This window comes from Prauserella muralis, from assembly GCF_003202285.1.
GTDB lineage: Bacteria > Actinomycetota > Actinomycetes > Mycobacteriales > Pseudonocardiaceae > Prauserella_B > Prauserella_B muralis.
The window spans coordinates 806,526-827,383 of sequence record NZ_MASW01000006.1 but is presented as its reverse complement, the minus strand read 5'-3'; the positions used below and the strand labels follow the sequence as shown (position 1 = coordinate 827,383).

Annotated in this window: 17 protein-coding genes; 15 read left to right on the top strand and 2 right to left on the bottom strand. The window is 71.2% G+C overall.

The window, feature by feature from the left end; genetic code table 11:
• The first annotated feature begins 10 nt into the window (after positions 1-10).
• The 7 genes from BAY60_RS29435 to BAY60_RS29405 all read left to right on the top strand — a co-directional run bounded on the left by BAY60_RS29435 (position 11) and on the right by BAY60_RS29405 (position 8,030).
• Positions 11-931: an amino acid ABC transporter permease gene (locus BAY60_RS29435; protein WP_112284587.1), complete on the top strand. Its 921-nt coding sequence runs from the start codon at positions 11-13 to the stop codon at positions 929-931.
• Positions 915-1,733, top strand: a complete 819-nt coding sequence (locus BAY60_RS29430) for an amino acid ABC transporter ATP-binding protein (protein WP_112284586.1) — start codon at positions 915-917, stop codon at positions 1,731-1,733. The genes BAY60_RS29435 and BAY60_RS29430 overlap by 17 nt, the downstream gene beginning before the upstream one ends.
• Positions 1,730-2,869 carry a CapA family protein gene (locus BAY60_RS29425; protein WP_112284585.1) on the top strand — a complete coding sequence of 380 codons (1,140 nt, stop codon included), beginning with the start codon at positions 1,730-1,732 and terminating at the stop codon, positions 2,867-2,869. Before BAY60_RS29430 ends, BAY60_RS29425 begins: the two co-directional genes overlap by 4 nt.
• On the top strand, positions 2,866-4,104 hold the full coding sequence (locus tag BAY60_RS29420; RefSeq protein WP_112284584.1) for a CaiB/BaiF CoA transferase family protein: 1,239 nt from the start codon (positions 2,866-2,868) through the stop codon (positions 4,102-4,104). The genes BAY60_RS29425 and BAY60_RS29420 overlap by 4 nt, the downstream gene beginning before the upstream one ends.
• A 62-nt stretch (positions 4,105-4,166) precedes the next feature.
• Positions 4,167-5,291, top strand: coding sequence for a 2-hydroxyacyl-CoA dehydratase family protein (locus tag BAY60_RS29415; protein WP_245992859.1), 1,125 nt, complete (start codon positions 4,167-4,169; stop codon positions 5,289-5,291).
• Complete coding sequence (locus BAY60_RS29410) at positions 5,288-6,538, top strand: 2-hydroxyacyl-CoA dehydratase family protein (protein ID WP_112284583.1); 1,251 nt, start codon at positions 5,288-5,290, stop codon at positions 6,536-6,538. Before BAY60_RS29415 ends, BAY60_RS29410 begins: the two co-directional genes overlap by 4 nt.
• Before the next feature lie 10 nt (positions 6,539-6,548).
• The gene (locus tag BAY60_RS29405) at positions 6,549-8,030 is read left to right on the top strand and encodes an MDR family MFS transporter (RefSeq protein ID WP_112284582.1); all 1,482 of its coding nucleotides are present in this window, start codon (positions 6,549-6,551) and stop codon (positions 8,028-8,030) included.
• Between the two features lie 60 nt (positions 8,031-8,090).
• Here BAY60_RS29405 and BAY60_RS29400 read toward each other — a convergent pair whose 3' ends face one another.
• Positions 8,091-9,494 carry a DUF6351 family protein gene (locus BAY60_RS29400; RefSeq protein WP_245992858.1) on the bottom strand — a complete coding sequence of 468 codons (1,404 nt, stop codon included), beginning with the start codon at positions 9,492-9,494 and terminating at the stop codon, positions 8,091-8,093.
• A 20-nt stretch (positions 9,495-9,514) separates the two neighbouring features.
• Entirely contained in the window at positions 9,515-10,945 is a 1,431-nt protein-coding gene (locus tag BAY60_RS29395) for an alpha/beta fold hydrolase (RefSeq protein WP_146771101.1), read from the bottom strand.
• 185 nt (positions 10,946-11,130) lie between these two features.
• Between BAY60_RS29395 and BAY60_RS29390 the strand changes: the two genes are divergently transcribed.
• From BAY60_RS29390 to BAY60_RS29355, 8 genes are all read left to right on the top strand, one after another.
• A complete protein-coding gene (locus BAY60_RS29390; RefSeq protein WP_112284580.1) occupies positions 11,131-12,126 on the top strand; it encodes a phosphate/phosphite/phosphonate ABC transporter substrate-binding protein in 996 nt (331 codons plus the stop codon).
• A 9-nt stretch (positions 12,127-12,135) separates the two neighbouring features.
• Positions 12,136-12,975 (top strand): MBL fold metallo-hydrolase, encoded by an 840-nt coding sequence (locus BAY60_RS29385; protein ID WP_112284579.1) that lies wholly within the window; start codon positions 12,136-12,138, stop codon positions 12,973-12,975.
• An 11-nt stretch (positions 12,976-12,986) separates the two neighbouring features.
• Positions 12,987-13,790 carry a phosphonate ABC transporter ATP-binding protein gene (gene phnC, locus BAY60_RS29380; RefSeq protein ID WP_245992857.1) on the top strand — a complete coding sequence of 268 codons (804 nt, stop codon included), beginning with the start codon at positions 12,987-12,989 and terminating at the stop codon, positions 13,788-13,790.
• Entirely contained in the window at positions 13,783-15,450 is a 1,668-nt protein-coding gene (phnE, locus tag BAY60_RS29375) for a phosphonate ABC transporter, permease protein PhnE (protein WP_112284578.1), read from the top strand. The genes phnC and phnE overlap by 8 nt, the downstream gene beginning before the upstream one ends.
• Before the next feature lie 193 nt (positions 15,451-15,643).
• Positions 15,644-16,660: a PaaX family transcriptional regulator gene (locus tag BAY60_RS29370; protein WP_112284577.1), complete on the top strand. Its 1,017-nt coding sequence runs from the start codon at positions 15,644-15,646 to the stop codon at positions 16,658-16,660.
• 144 nt (positions 16,661-16,804) lie between these two features.
• Entirely contained in the window at positions 16,805-17,944 is a 1,140-nt protein-coding gene (locus BAY60_RS29365; RefSeq protein WP_112284576.1) for an ABC transporter ATP-binding protein, read from the top strand.
• A complete protein-coding gene (locus BAY60_RS29360; RefSeq protein ID WP_112284575.1) occupies positions 17,941-19,731 on the top strand; it encodes an ABC transporter permease in 1,791 nt (596 codons plus the stop codon). Before BAY60_RS29365 ends, BAY60_RS29360 begins: the two co-directional genes overlap by 4 nt.
• Before the next feature lie 65 nt (positions 19,732-19,796).
• The gene (locus BAY60_RS29355) at positions 19,797-20,828 is read left to right on the top strand and encodes an ABC transporter substrate-binding protein (protein ID WP_112284574.1); all 1,032 of its coding nucleotides are present in this window, start codon (positions 19,797-19,799) and stop codon (positions 20,826-20,828) included.
• Positions 20,829-20,858: the final 30 nt, after the last annotated feature.

The following is a 20,858-nucleotide window of genomic DNA, read 5'->3' as shown; positions in this document are numbered from 1 at the left end:
AGACAGACTCATGACAACGCTCATCGCGCCTCCGGCCGATACCGAGGATGTCGCGACCGCGCGGCGACCCGTTCGCGTGTGGCGGTGGGCGGCCGGCATCGTGCTGGCCGTGCTGACCGCGCAGATCGGGTGGTTCCTGGTCAACAACGACCGCTTCGAGTGGGACGTCGTCGCGCAGTACGTCTTCGATCCCACGGTGCTGTCCGGCCTCGGAACCACCGTGATGCTCGCCGTCGTCGCCATGATCATCGCCTGCGTGGTCGGTGGCCTGCTCGCCACCGCGCAGGTGAGCGACTTCGCGCCCCTACGCTGGGCGGCGACCGTCTACGTGGGAATCTTCCGTGGCATTCCGCCTCTGGTGCAGCTGCTGTTCTGGTTCAACCTTGCCTACCTGCTGCCCCAGATCTCCATCGGAATCCCGTTCGGACCCGAGTTCGCCTCCTGGGACTCGAACGAGGTGATCACTCCCCTCACCGCGGCCATCGTCGGCCTCTCGCTGGTGGAGTCCGCGTACATGGCCGAGATCATCAGGGCCGGCATCCTCGGCGTCGACCACGGGCAGCGGGATGCCGCGCGGGCGATGGGTTTCACCCCGACGCAGACCTTCGTCCGGGTTGTGCTCCCGCAGGCCATGCGGATGATCATCCCCCCGACCGGAAGCCAGTTCATCACCGTGCTCAAGGGGACGGCACTGGTCTCCGTGATCGCGATGGCCGACCTGCTGCACTCCGTGCAGGTCATCTACAACCGCACCTACCAGATCATCCCGCTGCTCATCGTGGCCTGCCTGTGGTACCTCGCCGTCGTCACCGTCCTCACCGCGGGTCAGCGGTGGCTCGAACGACGCTTCTCCCGCGGGCACGCGCCCGTTTCCCGGAACCGCAGGCGATCGACCATTTCGGACGGAGGGACGCATGGCAGCGACAGGTGAGGCCGCCAAGCCCATCCTGCGTGTCGCGGGAGTGCGCAAGGCGTTCGACGGCAAGACCGCGCTCGCGGACGTCAGCCTCGACGTGCACGAGGGCGAGGTCGTCGTCGTGCTGGGCCCGTCCGGGTCGGGGAAGTCGACGCTGATCCGCTGTGTGCACCAGCTCGACGCGATCGACGGCGGAGCCATCTACCTCGACGGTGAGCTGCTCGGCTACGAGCGGCGCCGAGGAGGCCTGCGGGCACTCGGCGAGCGGAGAGTCGCCGTCCAGCGGCGCCGGATGAGCATGGTCTTCCAGCAGTTCAATCTGATCCCGCACTTCACGGTGCTGCGCAACGTCACGGAGGCGCCCCGCAGGGCACACGACCGTCCCCGTGCCGACGCCGAACAGGATGCGCTCGAACTGCTGGACCGGGTCGGCCTGCGCGAGCGGGCGCACGACTATCCCCGGCAGCTCTCCGGCGGCCAGCAGCAGCGGGTGGCGATCGCCCGCGCCGTCGCCACCCGCCCCCGCATCCTGCTTTTCGACGAACCGACAAGCGCACTCGACCCCGAGCTCGTCGGTGACGTGCTCGCGGTCATGCGTGGCCTCGCGGCCGAGGGCATGACGATGATCGTGGTGACCCACGAGATGGCCTTCGCGCGAGAGGTCGCCGACCGGTGCGTGTTCATGGAAGCCGGCCGGGTCGTCGAATCCGGCCCCCCGGACGAGCTGTTCACCAACCCGAGAACCGAGCGGCTGCGCTCGTTCCTCTCCCGGCACAACGCCACGTCGCACGAATCCACTCTGGAGACGACCTCGTGATCACCATCGCCTCGGTCGGCGACCTCATCCTGGACGAGCCGGACCCCGCGTCGCTGCTGGCCCCCGCGGCACCGCTGCTGCGCGAGGCGGACGTCACGGTCGGCCACGTCGAGGTGCCGCACTCCACCGCGACCGGACAGGCAAGCACCGACGTGCCCGCGCCGCCCGCGGACCCGGCTGCGCTCACCGCGCTGCGCGAGGCCGGGTTCGACGTGGCGACTCTGGCGGGCAACCACATCTACGACGCGGGCGGGATCGGGGTCGTCGACACCGTGCGGCACGCCCGTGAGGCCGGGCTGGTTCCGGTCGGCGCGGGTGCCGACCTCGCCGAGGCGAGGGAACCCGCGATCGTCGAGCGGGGCGGTCTCCGGGTCGGGGTGCTCTCGTACAACTGTGTCGGGCCGCGCGAGTCGTGGGCGACGTCCGGCAAGCCGGGCTGCGCCTACGTGCACGTGCTCACCCACTACGAGCTCGACCACGCCAGCCCTGGCGGACCTCCGAAGGTCTACACCTTTGCCGACCCGGACAGCCTGGAGGCGATGGCCGACGACGTGCGACGGCTGCGCGCCGACGTGGACGTCGTGCTGGTGTCGCTCCACAAGGGAATCGGGCACACCCCGGCCGCTGTCGCGATGTACGAGCGGCCGGTGGCGCGCGCCGCCGTCGACGCCGGTGCGGACGCCGTGTTCAGCCACCACGCGCACATCATGCGCGGCATCGAGACCTACCGGGGCAGGCCGATCTTCCACGGCCTCGGCAACTTCGCCACGGCGACCAGGGCGCTCACGCCCGGCGACGGAACCGCGAACGCCGAACGCGACGCGTGGGCACGGCGGCGCAAGGAGCTGTTCGGCTTCGAACCCGATCCCCGGATGCCCTACTACCCGTTTCACCCGGAAAGCCGCAACACGGCGATCGCGTGGTGCCGGTTCGACGAGAGCGGCCTTCGCGAAGCCGGGTTCGTGCCCTGCCGGATCGACGATGCGGCACGGCCCGTTCCGTGCGGTGACACCGAGGACGCCCAGCGGGTGACCGACTACATCGACCACATCACCCGCACCGCCGGCCTGAACGGCCGGTTCGCCCCCGACGGCGCGCACGTGACGATCGACCTGAGCAGCGAAAGGACACCATGACCGACCAGCCTCTCGCCGGGCGCACGATCATCGACCTCACCACCGCGCTCGCGGGCCCCTACGCGACGCTGTTGCTGGCAGGGCTCGGCGCCACCGTGATCAAGGTCGAGAACCCGGCCACCGGCGGGGAGACCGCGCGCAACAACGCTCCGTACGTGGGCAAGCAGGGGCTCTCCCTGCAGCGCAGGGACCCGGACGACATGTCGGTGTCGATGCTGGTGCGGGGACGCAACAAGCTCAGCGTCACGCTGAACCTCAAGGATCCCCTTGCCCGGCCGGTCTTCGCCGACCTCGTCCGGGACGCCGATGCCGTGGTCGAGAACTACAGCCCCGGCGTCACCGAACGGCTCGGCATCGACTACGCCACGGTCAGGGAGATCAACCCGAGGATCGTGTACACCTCGATCAGCGGTTTCGGCAGCCAGGGCGGCCGGGGCTCCGGCAAGGCGATGGACTCGATCGTCCAGGCGCTGAGCGGGGTGATGATGACCGCGGGCGAGCCGGGCGACGACCCGGTCCGCTTCGGACTTCCGGTCGGTGACCTGATGGCGCCGCTGTTCGCGGTCATCGGCACCCTGTCCGCGCTCATGCAGGCCGACCACACCGGTGAGGGCCAGCATGTCGACGTCTCGATGCTCGGAGCGCTGACGTCGCTGGTGGCGTGCGAGCCGTTCGAGGCGCTGGACGCGGTGGGAATCCCGCAGCGGACGGGATCGATGGTGCCCCGGCTCGCGCCGTTCGGCATCCTGCCCGCCGCCGACGGTCACGTGGCACTCTGCGCCCCGACCGACGCTTTCGCGCACGGCACGCTGCGCGCGATCGGCCGGCCCGAGCTGATCGACGACGACCGCTTCGCCAGCCGCGACCAGCGGGTGCGCCACGCGGACGAGCTGCACGAGGTGATCCGGGCGTGGTGCGCCGGCCGTCCGGTCGCCGAGGTGGTGGAGGTGCTCACCGAGCATGGCGTGCCCGCCGCCGAGGTCCGGGAGCCCAGGGAGGCGGTGCGCGACCCGCTGGTCCGCGACCGCGAGGAGGTCGTGCCCATCGCGCATCCGCGGTACGGCACCGCCACGGAGCTGACGGCGACCGGCATGCCGATCCGCTTCTCCGCGGCCAAGGCCGGGTTCGACCGGCCGGCACCGGCGCTCGGCGAGCACAACGACCACGTGTACCGGGAGCGGCTGGGCTACAGCGAGCGGCAGATCGCCGAGCTCAGCACGCATTCCGTCATCTGAGGGCAGGTGTGGGGACCAGGCGGACCGCCTGGGGCCCACGGAGCGGGCCCGGAAGGAGAAGTATGTCGACAAGCGCGCTCGCCGAGTTGACGGCGCACGCCACCGACCGCATGGCTGAGGCCAGGCGCTGGCGTGCGGCCGGACGGCAGGTCGTGGGCTATGTCGGTGCGGACACCCCCGTCGAGCTGCTGACCGCGGCCGGGATGCTGCCGGTCCGGCTGGGCGGCGCCCCGGACGGTGACAGCCGCGAAGGCGACCGCTACCTGGGCCGGGGGCTCGACCCCGCCGCGCGTTCCCTTCTGTCGCGCCTGCTGGCCGGCGACTACGGGCACCTCGACGGGCTGGTCGTGTCGCGGGACTGCGAGGCGTCCTCCCGGTTGTTCTACGCGCTGCGCGAGCTGCGCCGGATCGAGCCGTCGGTCGGCCTGCCGCCCGTTCACCTCGTCGACGTCCTGCACCTTCCGCACCACACCACCACCCGGTACGTGCAGGCCATGCTGCGCCAGCTGCGGGGAACCCTGGAGGCGTGGGCCGGGCACGAGATCACCGACGACGAGGTCGGCGCGGCCATCGGTGCGCACGACCGCCTGCGCACCCGGCTCGCCGAGCTCGCCGAGGCACGGCGCGCACGGCCTGCCCGGCTGACCGGAACACGGATGCTGTCGGTGCTCGCCGCCACCCAGACGCTGCCCGTCGAGCGCGCGACCGAGCTGGTCGAGAAGCTGCTCGCGGAGGTGCCTTCGCTGCGCGAGGTGCACGGGAGACGCACGTTTCTCACCGGCAGCGGCCACGACACCGTCGACGTGTACTCCGCGCTGGAGGCAGCGGGCCTGCTCATCGTCGGTGAGGACCACGACTGGGGCGAGCTGCCCCAGCGGCACCGGGTGGGCGCGCCGACCGAACTCGCGCTCGCCGAGCGCTATCAGCACAACGGGCCCACCGCGCCGAGGGCATCCATCCGGGACAGGGCCGCGCACACCGCGACGGCCGCCCGTGCCTGTGCCGCCGAGGTCCTGCTGTCCTATGTGCGCGTTCACGACGATGCCCCGCCGTGGGACTTCCCCGCGCAGCGGGCGACCACGGGGCTGCCCGCGGCGCTGCTGGAGCGGCAGCCGTACGGCGCGCTCACCGAGGACGCGATGAAGACCGTCGCGATGCTGCGGGACGGCCAGGAGGTGCGAGCGTGAGCGAACGGCTGGCGTCCGCCCGCGCGGCGACCGCCCACCAGCGGGAGTGGTTCGCCGATCTGCGCGCCGGACGGTCCGATGGCGGGCACTTCGCCTTCGTCAACGCCGACGCGCCCCACGAGATCCTGCGCACGATGGGGATTCCCTACGTCGTCAACCAGTGGTGGGCATCCATCCTGACGGCGAAGGGACGCACCCAGGACTGCCTCGCGTTGCTGCGCGAGCGCGGTTACCCGGACTACATCGAGCAGTACAGCGCGATCGCGCTGGCGGCGCTGTTCGACCCGGATCCCGGCTCGGCGCCGTGGGGCGGTCTGCCGCGACCCTCGATCGTCATCGGCGAGACGTCGGGGGATGCGTCGCGCAAGATCTTCGATGTCTGGAGCGAGCAGCCGGACATCACGTTCTATCCCATGGAAAGCGCCGCGGCGAATGACGTTCCGGTGCGCTGGTGGGAGCTGATGCCACGCCGCTGGGAGGAGGCCGTCGGCACCGACCGGCTCGATCTGATGGTCGGCGAGCTGCGCGGCCTGATCCGGTTTCTCGAGCTGACCACGGGAAGGCCGTTCCGCGAGACCCGCTTCCGCGAGGTCATGGCACTGGCCAACGAGCAGCAGGAGTGGAACCGGCGCAGCCGGGATCTCATCGCGCGCGCCCGACCGTGCCCGCTCGCGGTCACCGACAGCATTCCCAGCGTCATGGTTCCACAGTGGCACCGGGGCACCACGTGGGCGCGCGACGCCGCACGCGCGTTCCACGACGAGGTGGCCGAGCGGGTGTCGGCGGGTGCCTCGGTCTGCGCCGACGAGCGGGCACGGCTGATGTGGATCGGCCGGGGACTCTGGTTCGACCTCGACTTCTACCGGCGGTTCCAGGACAGCCACGGCGCGGTGTTCGTGTGGTCGATGTACCTCGCGATCGCCGCGGACGGCTACCTGCGGTACGGCGACGATCCGCTGCGCGCGCTGGCCGCACGGTTCGCGGCCTTCTCCGACCAGCTCTACACCCCGCCGTGGTCGGCCGAGTGGTATGTCAAGGAGGCCCGGCAGCACGGCGTCGACGGTGTGGTGCACCTGGTCTCGGACGACCCGCGCGGAAGCTACTTCACCACCCGCGCGCTGGAGGCGGCCGGGATTCCGGTGCTCGAACTGCACGCGGACAATGTGGACTCCCGGGAAACCGACGAAGCCAGCATCACCCGCACGGTCGCGGAGTGGCTCGATCACGTCGTGCTCCCCGGTGACTGAACCTCCTTCGATGACCGCCGTGCTCTCCGGAGCGCTGGTGGCGTTGTTCGTCGGCTCGCTGACCAACACCATCGTCGGCATCGCCCTGCCGACCATCGCCGGTGAGCTCGGCGGGCAGGACCGACTCGCGTGGGTCGCGAGCGCGGCCCTGCTGACGATGACCGTCTCCACCCCGCTGTGGGGCAAGGGAGCCGACCGCCGAGGGCCGAAGCCGCTGCTGCTCGTCGCGCTCGGTGTGTTCGTCGCCGGGTCGCTCGTCGCCGGGTTCGCGCCGTCGATGGGAGTGCTCATCGCCGGCCGCGGGCTGCAGGGCGCCGGTGCCGGGGGCATCCTCGCGCTGACCAACACATTGGTGGCCGGGCTGGTTCCCGCGCGCGACCGCGGGCGCTACACGAGCTGGTTCGGCCTCTCGTTCGGGGTGTCGTCGGTGGCGGGGCCGCTGGTCGGCGGGTTGGTCGTGGGCGTTCCGTGGCTGGGCTGGCGCTGGTGCTTCCTGGGCGTCGTGCCGCTGACCCTGCTGGCGGCGGTGCTGGTGCGGCGAGCCCCGAACCGGACTCGGGGCAGGCCCAGCGGCCAGGTCGACCTCGTGGGAGGGACGCTGTTCGCCGCGGCGGCCACCGGCCTGGTGGTGCTGCTGTCGGCCGGTGGCCGCGCCTGGCCGTGGCTCTCGACGACGACCGTCGCGTTCGGCTCCGGCGTGCTGGTGATCGGCGCGCTGGCTCTGCTTCGCGAACGCAGGGCGCCGGACCCGATGCTGCCGCCCCGGCTGTTCCGGAGTCCCACGTTCACCGTGGCGTGCGCGAGCAGCTTCCTGCTCGGCGCCATCATGTTCGGCGGCATCATCTACCTGCCGCAGTACCTGCAGGTGGTGCGCGGGTACGGCGCCACCACGGCCGGGCTGCTCATGCTGCCGCAGATCGGCACGATGATCGTGGCGTCGATGCTGTCCGGGCATCTGGTGGCACGCACGGGCCGGTGGAAGGTCTTTCCCGTGGCGGGATGCGGGTCGCTGGTGGCGGGCCTGCTCGTGCTGTGCCTGCTGGACACCGGCACCCCGCAGTGGTGGCTGGCCGCCGGGATGGCCCTGCTCGGCGCGGGTACGGGGCTGACCCAGCAGGTTCTCGTGCTCGTCGCGCAGAACTCCGTCGGTGCGGCCGACCTCGGCGTGGCCAGCTCGGCCGCGACCTTCAGCCGCACGTTGGGCGGGGCCGTCGGTGTCGCGGCCTTCGGCGCCATGATCACCGGCCGGCTGCACTCCGACCTCCCGTCGGCGCTCGCCTCGGCCGGGCTCGCCGCCGACGACGCCGCGCTGCGGACGCTGCTCGGCACCCCCGAGCGGATCGCGGCGCTGCCCGGCTCGCTCGCCGAGGCGGTGCGCACCGCCTACACCGCCGGGCTCGGCTCGGTCTTCCTCGTCGCGCTGCCGCTGGCGTTGCTGGCCCTCGTTTCGCTGCTGTGCACCCGCGAAACCCCGCTGAGCACGCAACATTGAGGCCTGTGGATGCGGGGTGCGTCCCCAGCTACCCCGCATCCACAGGTGACTCGGTGAGGCTCAGGCGCCGAAGTACGGGCGGTTGAACCTCGCCGGACGGTACGGCAGGTAGCGGCCCTGCTCCGCCCCCGGCGCCGACTCGGCGAGGCTGTTCAGCGTCGCCGGCGTCGTCATGCCGTCCCAGTGGCCCGTCCGCAACCGGTGCATGATCGCGGCGATCGCGGCCTCGCGCTCTCCCGTGCTGAACGTGCAGTGCCCGGCCGTGCGCACGTACGACTGCCGCAGCAGCGCGCCGTTGCCCGACGCGCGGACCACCGATTCGTACGCCTGTTGCTGGGCGACCGTGGAGATCTGGTCGCCGATCGGGTTCACGGTGAGCACGGGAATCCGGATGTCCCCGGTGAAGACCCCCGTCCGTTCCAGGTACTCCACCGCACCTGGGTCCGCCGCGATCCGTGACGTGCCCGCCAGCGTGCGCAGGTCGGCGCGCAGGTCCAGCCCCGCGCGGCGATAGAGCTCGCCGACGGCCCTCCGCTGCCGCGGTTCGGCGGCGGCCAGCTGCTCGGCGTAGTCGACGCCGGTGTTCCACGACGGGTTTCCCCCGGCGAGCCGTTCGATGGTGTGCCTGCTGCTCATCGCCTGGCCGATGTAGGGCAGGGCGCCGCCGGACAGGGCAAGGTACATGCCTTCCTGCAGGGCGGCAGTGTCACCGGGATCCGGCATCGGGGTCGGCGTGCCGCTCGCCGTGTGCCCCCACGACGGCAGCTGGCCGATGGCCGCGGCCAGTGCGATCCGCGCCCGGCCCTCCGGGGTGGTCTGTGCCCGCGCGAGTGACGACTGCCAGGCCTGCCGCGCGCCCTCGATGTCGGCGGGAATGCCGGTCACCGGCAGGTCGGAGCCGGGGAACAGCAGTGTCTTGAGCGTGAAGACGGTGTCCAGCTTCTGGTTCCACTGGCCGACGGCGCCCCCGAGCCCGCCGCAGAAGGGCACCGCGGCGTCGAACGACTCCGGATGCCGCTGTGCGGTGAGTGCCGAGATCATGCCGCCCATGGACGACCCGGAAGCGATGGCCCAGCGTGGTTCGCCGAACGCCGCGACGAACCGCTCCAGTGCGGCAGCCTGGTTTCCGGCGGCGGCCGTGAGCCGCCATCCGGTCACGGTCCGGGTGGTGCCGCCCATCGCGAAGCCGCGGTCCAGCATCCTGGCGATGTACGGATCGTCGAGCGGGCGTCCTGCGAAGTCGAGGTCCACGAGCACGGCGCCGTTCCAGCCGGAGGGCACCACGAACCGGTAGGGTGTCGAGTCCGGCAGGGACCCTTCCACACAGGATGTCCCCGCGGGTACCTCGACGAGGCACGGCCGTGGGTTCCCGGCGGGTTCGTCGGCCACCGCGGGTGCGGCGCCGGCCAGACAGGCCAGCGCGGTGAGTGCCGCGACGGCACCGTGGATCACTGATCTGCGCATGCGTTTCCTTCCGAGGAGGTTCACCGGCTGCTCTGCTGCCGGTCACCGGTGAGCGCGGGCGAGTGCGGCCGCAGGAACTCGTGCGGGCGCAGCGGGACGAACATCGCGGTGCCCAGCTCCGGATTCCGCGAGGCGAGCCGGGCGGCGAGCCGGTTCAGCGAGACCGCCGTGGGGTGCTTCCACGTGCCGGTGCGGACCCGGTCCTCGAGGGTCAGCAGCGCGGAGACGAGTTCGGCCGGGGTGTAGGCGCAGTGTCCCGGCCGGTCGACGAAGGCCTGCCGGAGCAACCGCCGGTCACCGGCTCGCTGGACCGCATCGGCGTAGGCACGTGCCTGCGTGACGGTCGGATAGTTGTCGCCCCGCTCGTGCACGGTGAGCACCGGAACGCCCAGCCGTCCGGTGGGGGTGACGTTGCGTTCCAGGTAGGCGACGGGCTCCCCGCTCGCCGCGATCCGGGGTGCCCGGTCCAGCCGCCGCAGGTCGGCGTCGAGATCCAGTCCGGCGTGCTCGTACCGTGCGCGTACCTGACGAAGCCGCCCCGAGTGTCGCAACTGGACGGTGTAGTCGACGCCGGTGTTCCACGAGAAGTTCCCGCCCGCCCGCTGTTCGAGTGGGTAACGCGGGGAGAACACCGTCGGCATGAACGCCGCGTACTGCTGAGCCTGCTGGCCCGCCCAGTCGTGCCTTGACGGCTCGGCAGTACCGGGAACCGACCACGTCGACACCTGGGCGAACGCCGCGGCCAGCGCGATCCGCGCCCGCCCTTCGGCCGTGCGCTGCGCGCTGTCGAGAATCCGCCTGGCGGTCGTGGTCGTCCGGGTCTCCTCGGCGGCCGAGGCGAAGCCGGTCAGCCGCACCGAAGGTTCGCCGGGGGCAAGCAGGGTGCGGAAGGCGAACGCCGCGTCGAGCGACTGGTTGAGCATGGCGACCGGCCCGGCGACCGAGGCGCAGTAGGGCAGCGCACCGTCCACGACGTCCGGCCGACTCTCGGCGAGGCCTGCCGTGACCGCCCCGCCCATCGAGGCGCCCCACGCGAGCGTGACCTCGGGCTCGCCGGCGATCCGGCGGAAGGTGGCCATGGTCTGCGGTACCGCCCGCAACGTCTCCTCGACCGCCCAGCCGTCCCCGAAGGGGCGGGTCCCGGCGAGCGCGTACCCGTTGTCGAGCAACCACGTCCGGGCGGCCGGGTTGCCACCGAGTTCAGCGGGGCGTCCCTCGGTCCCGGCGCCCTGACCGTAGCCCGGGCTGAAGGTGAGCACGGTGCCGTTCCAGTGCCGCGGTACTTCGATGGCGTACGTCGCGCCGCCGGGATGTGTACCGCGCACGCTCACCGGGCCGGTGGGCCCGGACCCGGCCGCGGCGGCCGCGTTCGGCGCGAGCGCCGCGGTGCAGGCGAGGATGGCGAGAGCCCCTGCCCTTCTCGCCCACTGTCGCCGACGACGAGAACCCATGGTCACACTCCACACTGAGCGATCCGGCGCTGGCGCCGAGGTCGATACGAGGCGAATCGTGTACGGACGTCGTCCATCTGACGAGTAATGACGTTGGGCAGATACTGTACGCCCGTTGCGGATGTGTTGACAATGCCCGTTTACCTGCATACTTTACCCGGCAACGCGCAGCAAAGGAGTTGCCGATGTTCCGGAAGAGATCCCCGAAAATGCTCGCCGTTGGCGTGACGGCCGTCCTCGCGGCCGCCTGCGGTGCCGGTCCCGGCGCCGACCCCGGAGGTGCCGCCGCGGACGGCGGAGGCGCGGACAAGCTCGTCTTCGCCGCGATCCCGTCGGAGCAGTCGGAACATCTCGAGGCCTCCTTCGAGCCGATCCTGTCCGCGCTGGAGAAGGAACTCGGGGTTCCGATCGAGTTCCAGGCGGTCACCAGCAACGCGGCCGTCGTCGAGGCGCAGGTCGCGCAGCGCGTGGACATCGCGGTCTACGGCGCGTTCAGCTACTACCTGGCGCGCAGCCGCGCCGACGTCGAGCCGATCGCGGCTCCGGTGGACACCCCCGGCGGCGAGGCGGGCGCGACCTCCTACGGCGTCGTGCGTGGCGACGACCGCGACATCAACTCGCTCGAGGACGTCAAGGGCAAGAACATCTGCTTCACCGACCCCGGTTCGACCACGGGGTACCTGCAACCGCTCGCGTCCCTGCGGCAGGCCGGCGTCGACCCCGAACGCGCGGCCACCGTGGTGTACTCCGGCGGGCACGACACGTCCGTGGCCTCACTGCTGGCGGGTGACTGTGACATCGCGTTCGTCGGCGAGGTGTTCATCGACCAGCTCCTGCCCGAACGAGGTCTGCTGAAGCCCGGCCAGGTCAGGAAAGTCTGGACCTCACCGCTGATCCCGGCGCCACCGATCGTCGTCGGCACCTGGCTGCCCGAGCAGACCCGCGAGCGGATACAGCGCACCGTGACGGCCCACACGGCGGCCGAGATGGCGCAGCAGGGCTTCTGCGAGGGTGCCGAGATCGAGGGGCCCGAGCTCTGGGGCGACAAGCAGGGTGTGCGGGCGTGCACCATGGGCGCCTCCAACGCGTGGAAGTTCGTCGAAGCGTCCGATCAGGACTATCGGACGATCGCGCGGATCTGTGAGGTGACGAAGGCCGACGTCTGTACCGAGGGGGAGTGAGCGAGCCGTATGCGCATCGTTCTGCTCGGCACGAAGGCGGGGCCGCGGATCACCACGGCCCGGATGGGGCCCGGTCAGGTCGTCATCGCGGGGGAGACGACGGTGCTCGTCGACTGCGCGGAAGGAACCTGCCACCAGCTGCTGCGCGCCGGGTTCGACCCCGCGGCCATCGACGCCATCCTGCTGACTCACCACCACAGCGACCACAACGGCGCCTACGGGAACGTGATCATGTCCGGCTGGGCCAACGGCAGAACCGGCCGCCTGGCCACCTACGGGCCGCCGCCGCTCGCGGAGATGACCCGCGCGGTGTTTGCGCTCAACCGGGTCGACATCGACACCCGCGTCGAGGACGAGGGGCGCGTGGACATCCGCGACCTCGTCGACTGTCACGAGATCCGCTCAGCCGGGCACGTGGCGAGCTTCGGCGAGCTGACCGTGACCGCCGCGCTGGTGAACCATCCGCCGTTCGAGCACGCGTTCGCGTACCGCTTCGACCACGCTGGGTCCTCCGTCGTCGTCTCCGGTGACACGGCGCCGTGCGCGGCGCTGGTGGAGCTGGCCCGCGGCGCCGACCTGCTCGTGCACGAAACCCACAATCCGGACTGGGTCGGCGATCGCCGGGGCAACTTCGATCCCGAGCGCATGCGCCGGCATCAGCTCGGCTCACACACGCCGGTGACGGAGGTGGGCGGGATCGCGGCGAATGCGGGGGTGCGCACGCTGGTGCTGAGTCATCTCAGCCCCTCCGACGGAACGGTCGCCGACAGCGCGTGGAGCGACATCGTGCGCAGGGACTTCGACGGCGACGTCGTCGTCGGTCACGACCTGCTGGCCATCGACGTATGAGGACGGATGCGGTGCGAGGTCGACGGAGCGCCATCCCCACGGCCGCCGAGGAGCCCGGCCGGTACGCGGTCGAGATGAGAGGCGTCCACAAGGCGTTCGGCGCCGTCACCGTGCTCGACGACGTCGACCTCGCGGTCCGGCGCGGTGAGTTCGTCGGCCTGGTCGGCCCTTCGGGTGCGGGCAAGTCCACGCTGCTCCGGCTCGTCAACGGGATGCACACGGTCGAACGCGGAAGCGTACGCACGCTCGGGACCGACCCGGCCACGTGCTCGCGACGCGGTCTGCGCGCGTTGCGGACCAAGGTCGGCTTCGCCTTCCAGCAGTTCGGGCTCGTGGGCCGGTTGAGCGCGATGGAGAACGTGCTGATGGGCGCGCTCGCCACCCTGCGCTGGCCGCGCTACGGGGTGATGAGCTATCCGCGCGCGCTGCGCGTGGCGGCGCTGGAGAACCTGGACCGCGTCGGCATGGCCGACCAGCGCTTCCAGCGCTGCGACACTCTCTCCGGTGGCCAGCAACAGCGGGTCGCGGTGGCCAGAACCCTGATGCAGGGCCCCCAGCTGATCCTGGCCGACGAGCCGGTCGCCTCCCTCGACCCGGCGTCGAGTGCCCTGGTGCTGGACATTCTCCGGCGCATCAGCAGGGAGGACGACATCTCCGTCCTCTGCAGCCTGCACCAGGTCGAGCTGGCGCTCGCCAACGCCGACCGCATCGTGGCGCTGCGTGCGGGCCGTGTGGTGCTCGACGAGGCGGCGGACACGCTCACGGCCGACCGGCTGCGCACGGTCTACGGCACCGGGGACGGGACCGATGGCTGACGGCGGTCCGGCACCGGCGCCGCCCCGGCCCCGAGCCGTCCTCGAACCCGGCAGGCTGCGCCCGCCGGTGCGGCCTGCGAGCCTGGCGGTCGGTGCGCTGCCGGTGGCCGGCGTGGTGCTCACCGGGGTCGCCTTCTGGTGGATCGGCGTCTCCGTCCCCTCGCTGCTGGCCGGACTCGGCGACACGCTCGCGCTGCTGCGGCGGATGCTGCCTCCCGACCTGCCTCCGGCTCCCGGCCTCCTCTCCGCGGTCGTCGAGACACTGCTCATCGCCGTCGCGGGCACCGGCATCGCGACCCTGGTCTCGCTGCCGCTGGCCTTCGCCGCCTCCCGGTCGCATGGCAGCGCGCGCCTGGTCCGCGGGGTGGCCCGGCTGGTGATCGTGCTGACGCGCGTCGTGCCGACGCTGGTGTTCGCGATCCTCTTCGTCCGCGTCTTCGGTCTGGGCCCGCTGGCGGGCGGGCTGGCGGTGGCCGTGCACTCGGTCGGGATGATCGCGAAGCTGGCGACGGACGTCATCGACGAGGCCGACCCCCTGCCCGCCGAGGCCGTCCGTGCCTGCGGCGCACGCCGGTGGCACGTCGCGGTCTCCACCGTGGTGCCGCGCGTCCTGCCCTCGCTGGTCTCCATCGTGCTGTACCGGCTGGACATCAACATCCGTGCTTCGGCGGTGCTCGGGCTGGTCGGCGCCGGTGGCATCGGCGTGGCACTGCAGACGGCGCTCGGCGGCCTCGACTACGACCGGGCGGCGGGCATCATCGGTGTCATCATCGCGCTGATCCTGGTGTTGGAGGTGCTGTCGGTCGCCACCCGCAAGCGGGTCGGCGCGGCGGTACCGGACCGGACCACGAAGGGGCACGTTCTGCCCGTCAGTGCCGGAGCTCGGCACGACGTCGGGTGGGACCGCGGCCGGATCCTGCGGTTCGCCGCGGTGGCGGCGACGGTCGTGCTGTTCGTCGTGTCCGTGTGGTCGCTGGAGCCCGCGCCGCAACGGCTGCTCGACGCCTGGCCGAACCTGCGGCAGCTGCTGACGGGCATGTGGCCGCCTGCCTTCTCCTCGGACATCGTCCTGGGTGTGCTGGAAAGCCTGCTGATGGCGATCGCGGCCGCGGTCGTCGGCTCCGCGGGCGGTCTCGTCCTCGCCCTCCTGACGGCACGCGGCATCGCGCCGTGGCGCCCGCTCGCCACGGCGGCGCGGGCGCTGGTCGTCGTGCTCAGAGGCGTGCCGGACCTCGTGTACGCGCTGCTGTTCGTCGCGGCGCTCGGTCTCGGCCCGTTCGCCGGCCTGCTCGCGCTGTGGATCTCCTGCACGGCGCTGGCGGCGAAATTCTTCACCGACTCACTCGAGGAGCTCGACGCCGTCCCGCGCCAGGCTCTGGAGTCGGTCGGCGCGACCCGCCCGCAGGTGTTTCTCGGCGCGACCTGGCCGCAGTTCGTTCCCGCGTTCACCGGGAACGGCCTGTTCGTTGTCGACCTCGCGCTGCGGGAGTCGATCGTGCTGGGCATCGTGGGCGCGGGCGGGATCGGCTACCTGATGCAGGAGTCCGTCGCCACCCTCAGCTACGACGTGACCAGCGCGATCGTCATCGTCATCGCCGTGGTGGTCTACGGGATCGAGACGATCGCGCAGGCCGCGCGACGGCAGCTGCTCGGTCGGTGACCGGGTGGTCACCGGCCTGCTTCGACGACACATCCTGGACGGTCGTCGCATAATGTGACTCCTGTTGCGGCGGCTCGGGGCTGAGCGGAGGGCGGGTCTTGGCGACGGGATCGGGTGCGGTCCGGCAGCGGCCCAGTAAGGTTGGTCCGCCCGACCCGGCACCGGCGCCCACTGCGAAGGACCAGAACCGAGGATGACATCGACCCCGCCAGCACGCCGCCAGGGCGGCGTGCGGCCGCAGGAGGTGCTGCGGTCCCTGCTGGGGGACTTCTGGTACTGGCGCGAGGAGTGCATCCCGTCGGCCGCGCTGGTCGACCTGCTCGCCGAGTTCGGCATCACGCCTGCCGGAGCGCGCACCGCGATGCGCAGGCAGGCTGCTCGGGGACTGCTCATCGTGGAGCGCAGGGGACGCACCACGGCATACGGCATCCCGCCACGGTCGGTGGCGGTGATCGTCGAGAACATCCACCGAATGCTGACCTTCGGCGCCTCGGCGCCCGAGTGGGACGGCATGTGGACGGTCGTCACGTTCTCGGTCCCCGAGCAGGACAGGGGCCTGCGGACGGCCCTGCGGGCGCGGCTGCGGGTGCTCGGCTTCGCCGCTCTCTACGACGGTGTCTGGGTGTCGCCGCACGACCAGGCGGCGACCGCGAGCCGGATGCTCAACGAGCTCGGCCTGCTCACCGCCACCGTGCTGCGGTCGACCGAGGTGCGGCACGATCCCAGGGCACGCGGGCTGCACGAGGCGTTCGATCTGAACCCGCTGGCGCGCGACTACCGCGACTTCGCCGACCGGTACGAGCCCACGCTGGAGCAGGCCAACGCGGGCCGGATCGGCCCCGCCGACGCGCTGCGCATCCGCACCGTCATGGGTGCCGAGTGGCGTGCTCTGGTCCGCTCCGATCCGGACCTTCCTGCCGGGCTGCTGCCCCCCGACTGGGAGCGGCCGAGGGCACAGCGGCTTTTCGTGGACATCTACGACCGGCTCGGACCGGTCGCCGAGCTGCGTTTCCGGCAGCTGCTCGCGCGCACCGATCCGGAACTGGCCGAGCTGGCGACCCGGCACGACCTGGAGAGCATCACCCGGCAGATGCGGTCGCTCGGCGCTCGGCCGCAGGGCGACACCCCGTTCGAGCGCGCCACCGAGGCACACCGGCTCAGTGAGGCCGAAGCCGCGAACCACACACGGAGCGTGCGCCACCGCTCCTGAGCGGTCCTCCGGAGTGCATCCCGGCGGAAGACTGACGGCTAATAGGCGTCAGATTATTGACGACCGACTCCGTTTCGGCGATATTGAGACGGCCACGCTGGTTGGCACCGCTCTGGCCCGCCGACTTCAGGGAGGGACCGGGACATGGACGTCCTGCCCACGAGCGAGAGCGCGGACCCGGTCGTCCGGGTCGAGCACCTCGCCAAACGGTTCCGTCGCCGCGATGGCTCCACGGTGGACGCGATCGACGACGTCTCGTTCGACGTCCAGGCGGGCGACCTGGTCGTCCTCCTCGGGCCCAGCGGGTGCGGCAAGACCACGTTGCTGCGCAGCATCGCAGGCCTGGAGACGCCGGACGACGGGGTGATCAGTTTCGGTGACCGCGTGCAGTTCTCCCCGGCCGAGGGGATCAACGTCCCACCGGAGCGGCGCGGGGTCAGCATGGTGTTCCAGTCCTACGCGCTGTGGCCGCACATGACGGCCTTCCGCAACGTCGCGTACCCGCTGGAGAGCCGCGGGCCCGGCAGGCGGAACAAGGCGGAGACCGCGAAGCGGGTTCGCCGGGCGCTCGGCCTCGTCGGCATCCCCGAACTGGAGCAGCAGTACGCCGCGCAGATGAGCGGCGGCCAGCAGCAGCGCGTCGCGCTCGCCCGCGCGCTGGTGAGCAACGACGCGCTGGTGCTCTTCGACGAGCCGCTGTCCAACGTGGACGCCAAGGTACGCGAGCAGCTGCGCGTCGAGCTGCTCTCGTTGCAGCGCGAACTGGGCTTCGCCGCGATCTTCGTGACCCACGACCAGTCGGAGGCGATGCAACTCGGTACCCGGATCGCCGTGCTGAACAAGGGAAGAATCGTGCAGTTGGCCTCGCCGCTGGAGGTCTACACGAAACCCGCCAACCAGTACGTCGCCAAGTTCGTCGGCACGATGAACGAGGTCCTCGGGACCGTGACCGCGACCAAGGGCGAGACCGCCGAGGTGAAGACGGACCTCGGTGTGCTGACCGGAAGGATCGGTGGCGGCGTCGACATCGGTGACCACGTGGCCGCGATGTGGCGCCCGGAGAGCGCGACGCTCTCCACCGACGAGCCGGTCGCCGCGAACCGGCTGGCCGGCAGGGTGAAGGCTTCGCTGTTTCTCGGTGCCGCGACCGAGCAGGTGATCACAGTGGACGGCCGCGAGGTACGGGTGCAGGTGCCCGGCGCCGCCGTGCTGCCGGGTGGCTCCGACGTCTGGATCGAGATCTCCGAGGCCGACCTGCTCGTGCTGCCTGCGGAGGACGCATGAGTGCGCCCGCGACCGCACAGCCGCCACCGCCCGCCGCGCCCGGCCCGCCGCGTCCTGCTCGCCGGGGGCGCCGCCGGTTGCGCCCGGCCCGTCCCTTCGAGGCGGTCAGCCTGCTGATCGGCGTCGCGCTGATAGCCGTCGTCATGGTGCCGCTGGTGCGGGTGCTCATCGGCATGTTCTGGGTGGACGGACAGTTCACCGTGCGCCCGATCACCCGGACGCTGTCCCTGCCGGGGCTCGGTGACCTCCTGCGCAACACGGTCATCGTCGTGCTCGCCAGCAGCGCGGTCGCCCTGGTCATCGGGGTCGCTCTGGCGTGGCTCAACGAACGGACCAACGCGCGGATGGGCCTGCTGACCGATTCGCTGCCGCTGCTGCCGTTCCTGCTGCCGCCGGTCGCGGGCGCGGTCGGCTGGGTGATGCTGCTCTCGCCCGAGTCCGGGTTGCTCAACAGCTGGATCCGGGACGCGCTCGGGCTGGTCGGAATCCGGGCCGACAGCGGGCCGTTCGACATCCACAGCTGGTATGGCCTCGTCATGGTCTACGCGTTCTACGCCGTGCCGTTCGTGTTCATGAACGCCACGGCCGGGTTCCGCAACCTGGACTCCTCGTTGGAAGAGGCCTCGCGGCTCGGTGGTGCGGGACTGGGCCGCACCCTGCGCAAGGTCACGTTGCCGCTGGTGGCGCCCAGCCTCGGCGCCGGTCTCCTGCTGTGTGTCTGGTTCGGTGCCGGGATGTACTCGCTTCCGGCGATCGTCGGCACCCCGGCCGGGATCGAGGTGCTCTCGGTCCGGATCGTCGAGCTGCTCACCTTCAGCTACCCGCCGGACACGGAGGTCGCGGTCGGCCTCAGCGGCTTCGTCGTCCTGTTCGTCGGTGTCGCCTACTGGCTGCAGCTGCGGATCCTGCGCCGAGGCAGGTATGCCGTGCAGTCCGGTAAGGGCGGCGCCGCGCGCAGGATCGACCTCGGCGCCTGGAAATGGCCCGCCAGGGTGGTGATCCTCGGCTACGTGCTCGTGTCGACGGTACTGCCGATCGTCTCACTCGTCCTGGTGGCGCTCAACGGTTACTGGACTCCCGACATCGGCTGGGGCTCACTCAGCCTCGACGCGCTGCGCCAGGCCGTCTTCGACGACCCCATCACCAGTACGGCGCTCGCCAACAGCCTCGGTCTCGGCGTCGTCGGCGGGCTGGTCGGGATCCTCGCGGCGGCGGCGGTGGCCCTCTACGTCGCCCGCCACCGCAGCGCCCTGTCGTCCACCGTGGACGCCGGCATCAAGCTTCCCGCCGCCGTGTCCAACATGGTGATCGCGGTCGGGATCCTGCTGCTGTTCGGCGGCGAGCCGTTCCTGCTCTCCGGAACACTGGCGATCCTGCTGATCGGCTACCTCGCGCTGTACCTGCCGCAGGCCTCCATCGCGGCCGACGCCGCGGTCGCCGGGGTCGGCGACGAACTTCCGGAGGCCTCGGCGGTGTCCGGTGCCACACCGTTTCGCACGTTCCGGAAGGTCTACCTGCCGTTGATGGTTCCCGGCCTCGTCGCGGGCTGGGCGCTGTTGTTCATCCGCATGGTCGGCGACCTCACCGCCTCGGCCATCCTCGCCGGAACCGGAAACCCGGTGGTCGGCTTCCGCATTCTCGAGGTGTTCACCAGCGGCTCCTACGCCCTGCTGGCCGCGCTGTCCACCGTGCTGGTCGTGATCACCGCACTCGTGCTCGTCGCTGTCCTCGCGTACACCCGTCGCGCGTCACGCCATGGCGTGCGAGCCAGCGTCGGAGGCGTGTGACCGACGTGCGAGGACGCAGCACCGCCCCCACCCGACCTCACCCACGACGATGTGGAGGAAACCGCATGAAGTCCATCGCCAGAACGGTCACCGCACTCGGTGCCGCCGCCTCGATCGCGCTCGGCCTCGCCGCGTGCGGCGGTTCGCCGGCGGACTCCGCAACGGCCGACGTGACCGACCCCGAGCTCAAGGCGCTCGTCACCGCGGCACAGGAAGAAGGCACCGTCGTGTTGTACGGGGTCCCGGACGAGAAGGTGCTGCGATCCGTCGCGGACAGGTTCACCGAGCTGTACGGGGTCGAGGTGCAACCGGTGCGGCTGGTGTCCGCGGACCTGGCCCAGCGGTTCTCCTCCGAGGCCTCGTCGGGTGCGCCCGCCAGTGACCTGATCCTGATGACGCACTCCCCGTTCTACGCCGACGCACTGCAGAAGAAGTGGCTGACGCCGGTGTCCTCGGCGGGAATCCCGGACTACCCCGGTGACTACCCCGCCGACTACCTGCTCTCCGACGGAGACGTCCCCGTGGTCAGCCTCGTTCCCACCAGTGCCGTGTACAACACCGACAAGGTGAGCGCGCCGCCGGAGTCCTGGCAGGACTACGCGGACCCGAAGTACCGGGGTCAACTCGCCGTCGCCGACCCGGCGACGTCGCCTGCCAACCTGTCGTTCTGGCAGCTCATGCGCGACACCTACGGCGACGACTTCCTGCGCGGAGTGGCCGCGAACGAGCCGACCTGGCACAACAGCGCCGTGCCGGGAACGCAGGCGGTCGCGGCGGGCGAGGACGCACTGGGCCATCCCGGTGTCGAGGCGATCGTGCGCAACCTGACCGAATCCGGCGCGCCGGTCAAGACGGTCGTTCCCGGCCCCACCACCGGTCCGGAGATCGCGCTGGGACTGACCGCGGGTTCCGAGCATCCCAACGCCGCCAAGCTGTTCGCCCACTTCGTCCTCTCCAAGGAGGGCAGCACGTTGCTGGCCGAAGTGTCCGGAGCGGGCTCGCCGTACGGCACCGGGCTGCCGGACGGATTCGAACGTCCCCAGCCGGTCTCGGCCCAGCAGGAGAAGCAGATCAAGCAGCTGCTCGGTTCGCCGTGAGCGAGGACCGTTCGCTACAAGAGCCCGCCT

Bases quoted from the DNA above. Each gene is read 5' to 3' on its own strand.
- BAY60_RS29435 (WP_112284587.1), top strand. From the start codon at position 11: ATGACAACGCTCATCGCGCCTCCGGCCGATACCGAGGATGTCGCGACC.
- BAY60_RS29430 (WP_112284586.1), top strand. From the start codon at position 915: ATGGCAGCGACAGGTGAGGCCGCCAAGCCCATCCTGCGTGTCGCGGGA.
- BAY60_RS29420 (WP_112284584.1), top strand. From the start codon at position 2,866: ATGACCGACCAGCCTCTCGCCGGGCGCACGATCATCGACCTCACCACC.
- BAY60_RS29415 (WP_245992859.1), top strand. From the start codon at position 4,167: ATGTCGACAAGCGCGCTCGCCGAGTTGACGGCGCACGCCACCGACCGC.
- BAY60_RS29405 (WP_112284582.1), top strand. From the start codon at position 6,549: ATGACCGCCGTGCTCTCCGGAGCGCTGGTGGCGTTGTTCGTCGGCTCG.
- BAY60_RS29400 (WP_245992858.1), bottom strand. From the start codon at position 9,494: ATGCGCAGATCAGTGATCCACGGTGCCGTCGCGGCACTCACCGCGCTG.
- BAY60_RS29395 (WP_146771101.1), bottom strand. From the start codon at position 10,945: ATGGGTTCTCGTCGTCGGCGACAGTGGGCGAGAAGGGCAGGGGCTCTC.
- BAY60_RS29390 (WP_112284580.1), top strand. From the start codon at position 11,131: ATGTTCCGGAAGAGATCCCCGAAAATGCTCGCCGTTGGCGTGACGGCC.
- BAY60_RS29385 (WP_112284579.1), top strand. From the start codon at position 12,136: ATGCGCATCGTTCTGCTCGGCACGAAGGCGGGGCCGCGGATCACCACG.
- phnE (WP_112284578.1), top strand. From the start codon at position 13,783: ATGGCTGACGGCGGTCCGGCACCGGCGCCGCCCCGGCCCCGAGCCGTC.
- BAY60_RS29370 (WP_112284577.1), top strand. From the start codon at position 15,644: ATGACATCGACCCCGCCAGCACGCCGCCAGGGCGGCGTGCGGCCGCAG.
- BAY60_RS29365 (WP_112284576.1), top strand. From the start codon at position 16,805: ATGGACGTCCTGCCCACGAGCGAGAGCGCGGACCCGGTCGTCCGGGTC.
- BAY60_RS29360 (WP_112284575.1), top strand. From the start codon at position 17,941: ATGAGTGCGCCCGCGACCGCACAGCCGCCACCGCCCGCCGCGCCCGGC.
- BAY60_RS29355 (WP_112284574.1), top strand. From the start codon at position 19,797: ATGAAGTCCATCGCCAGAACGGTCACCGCACTCGGTGCCGCCGCCTCG.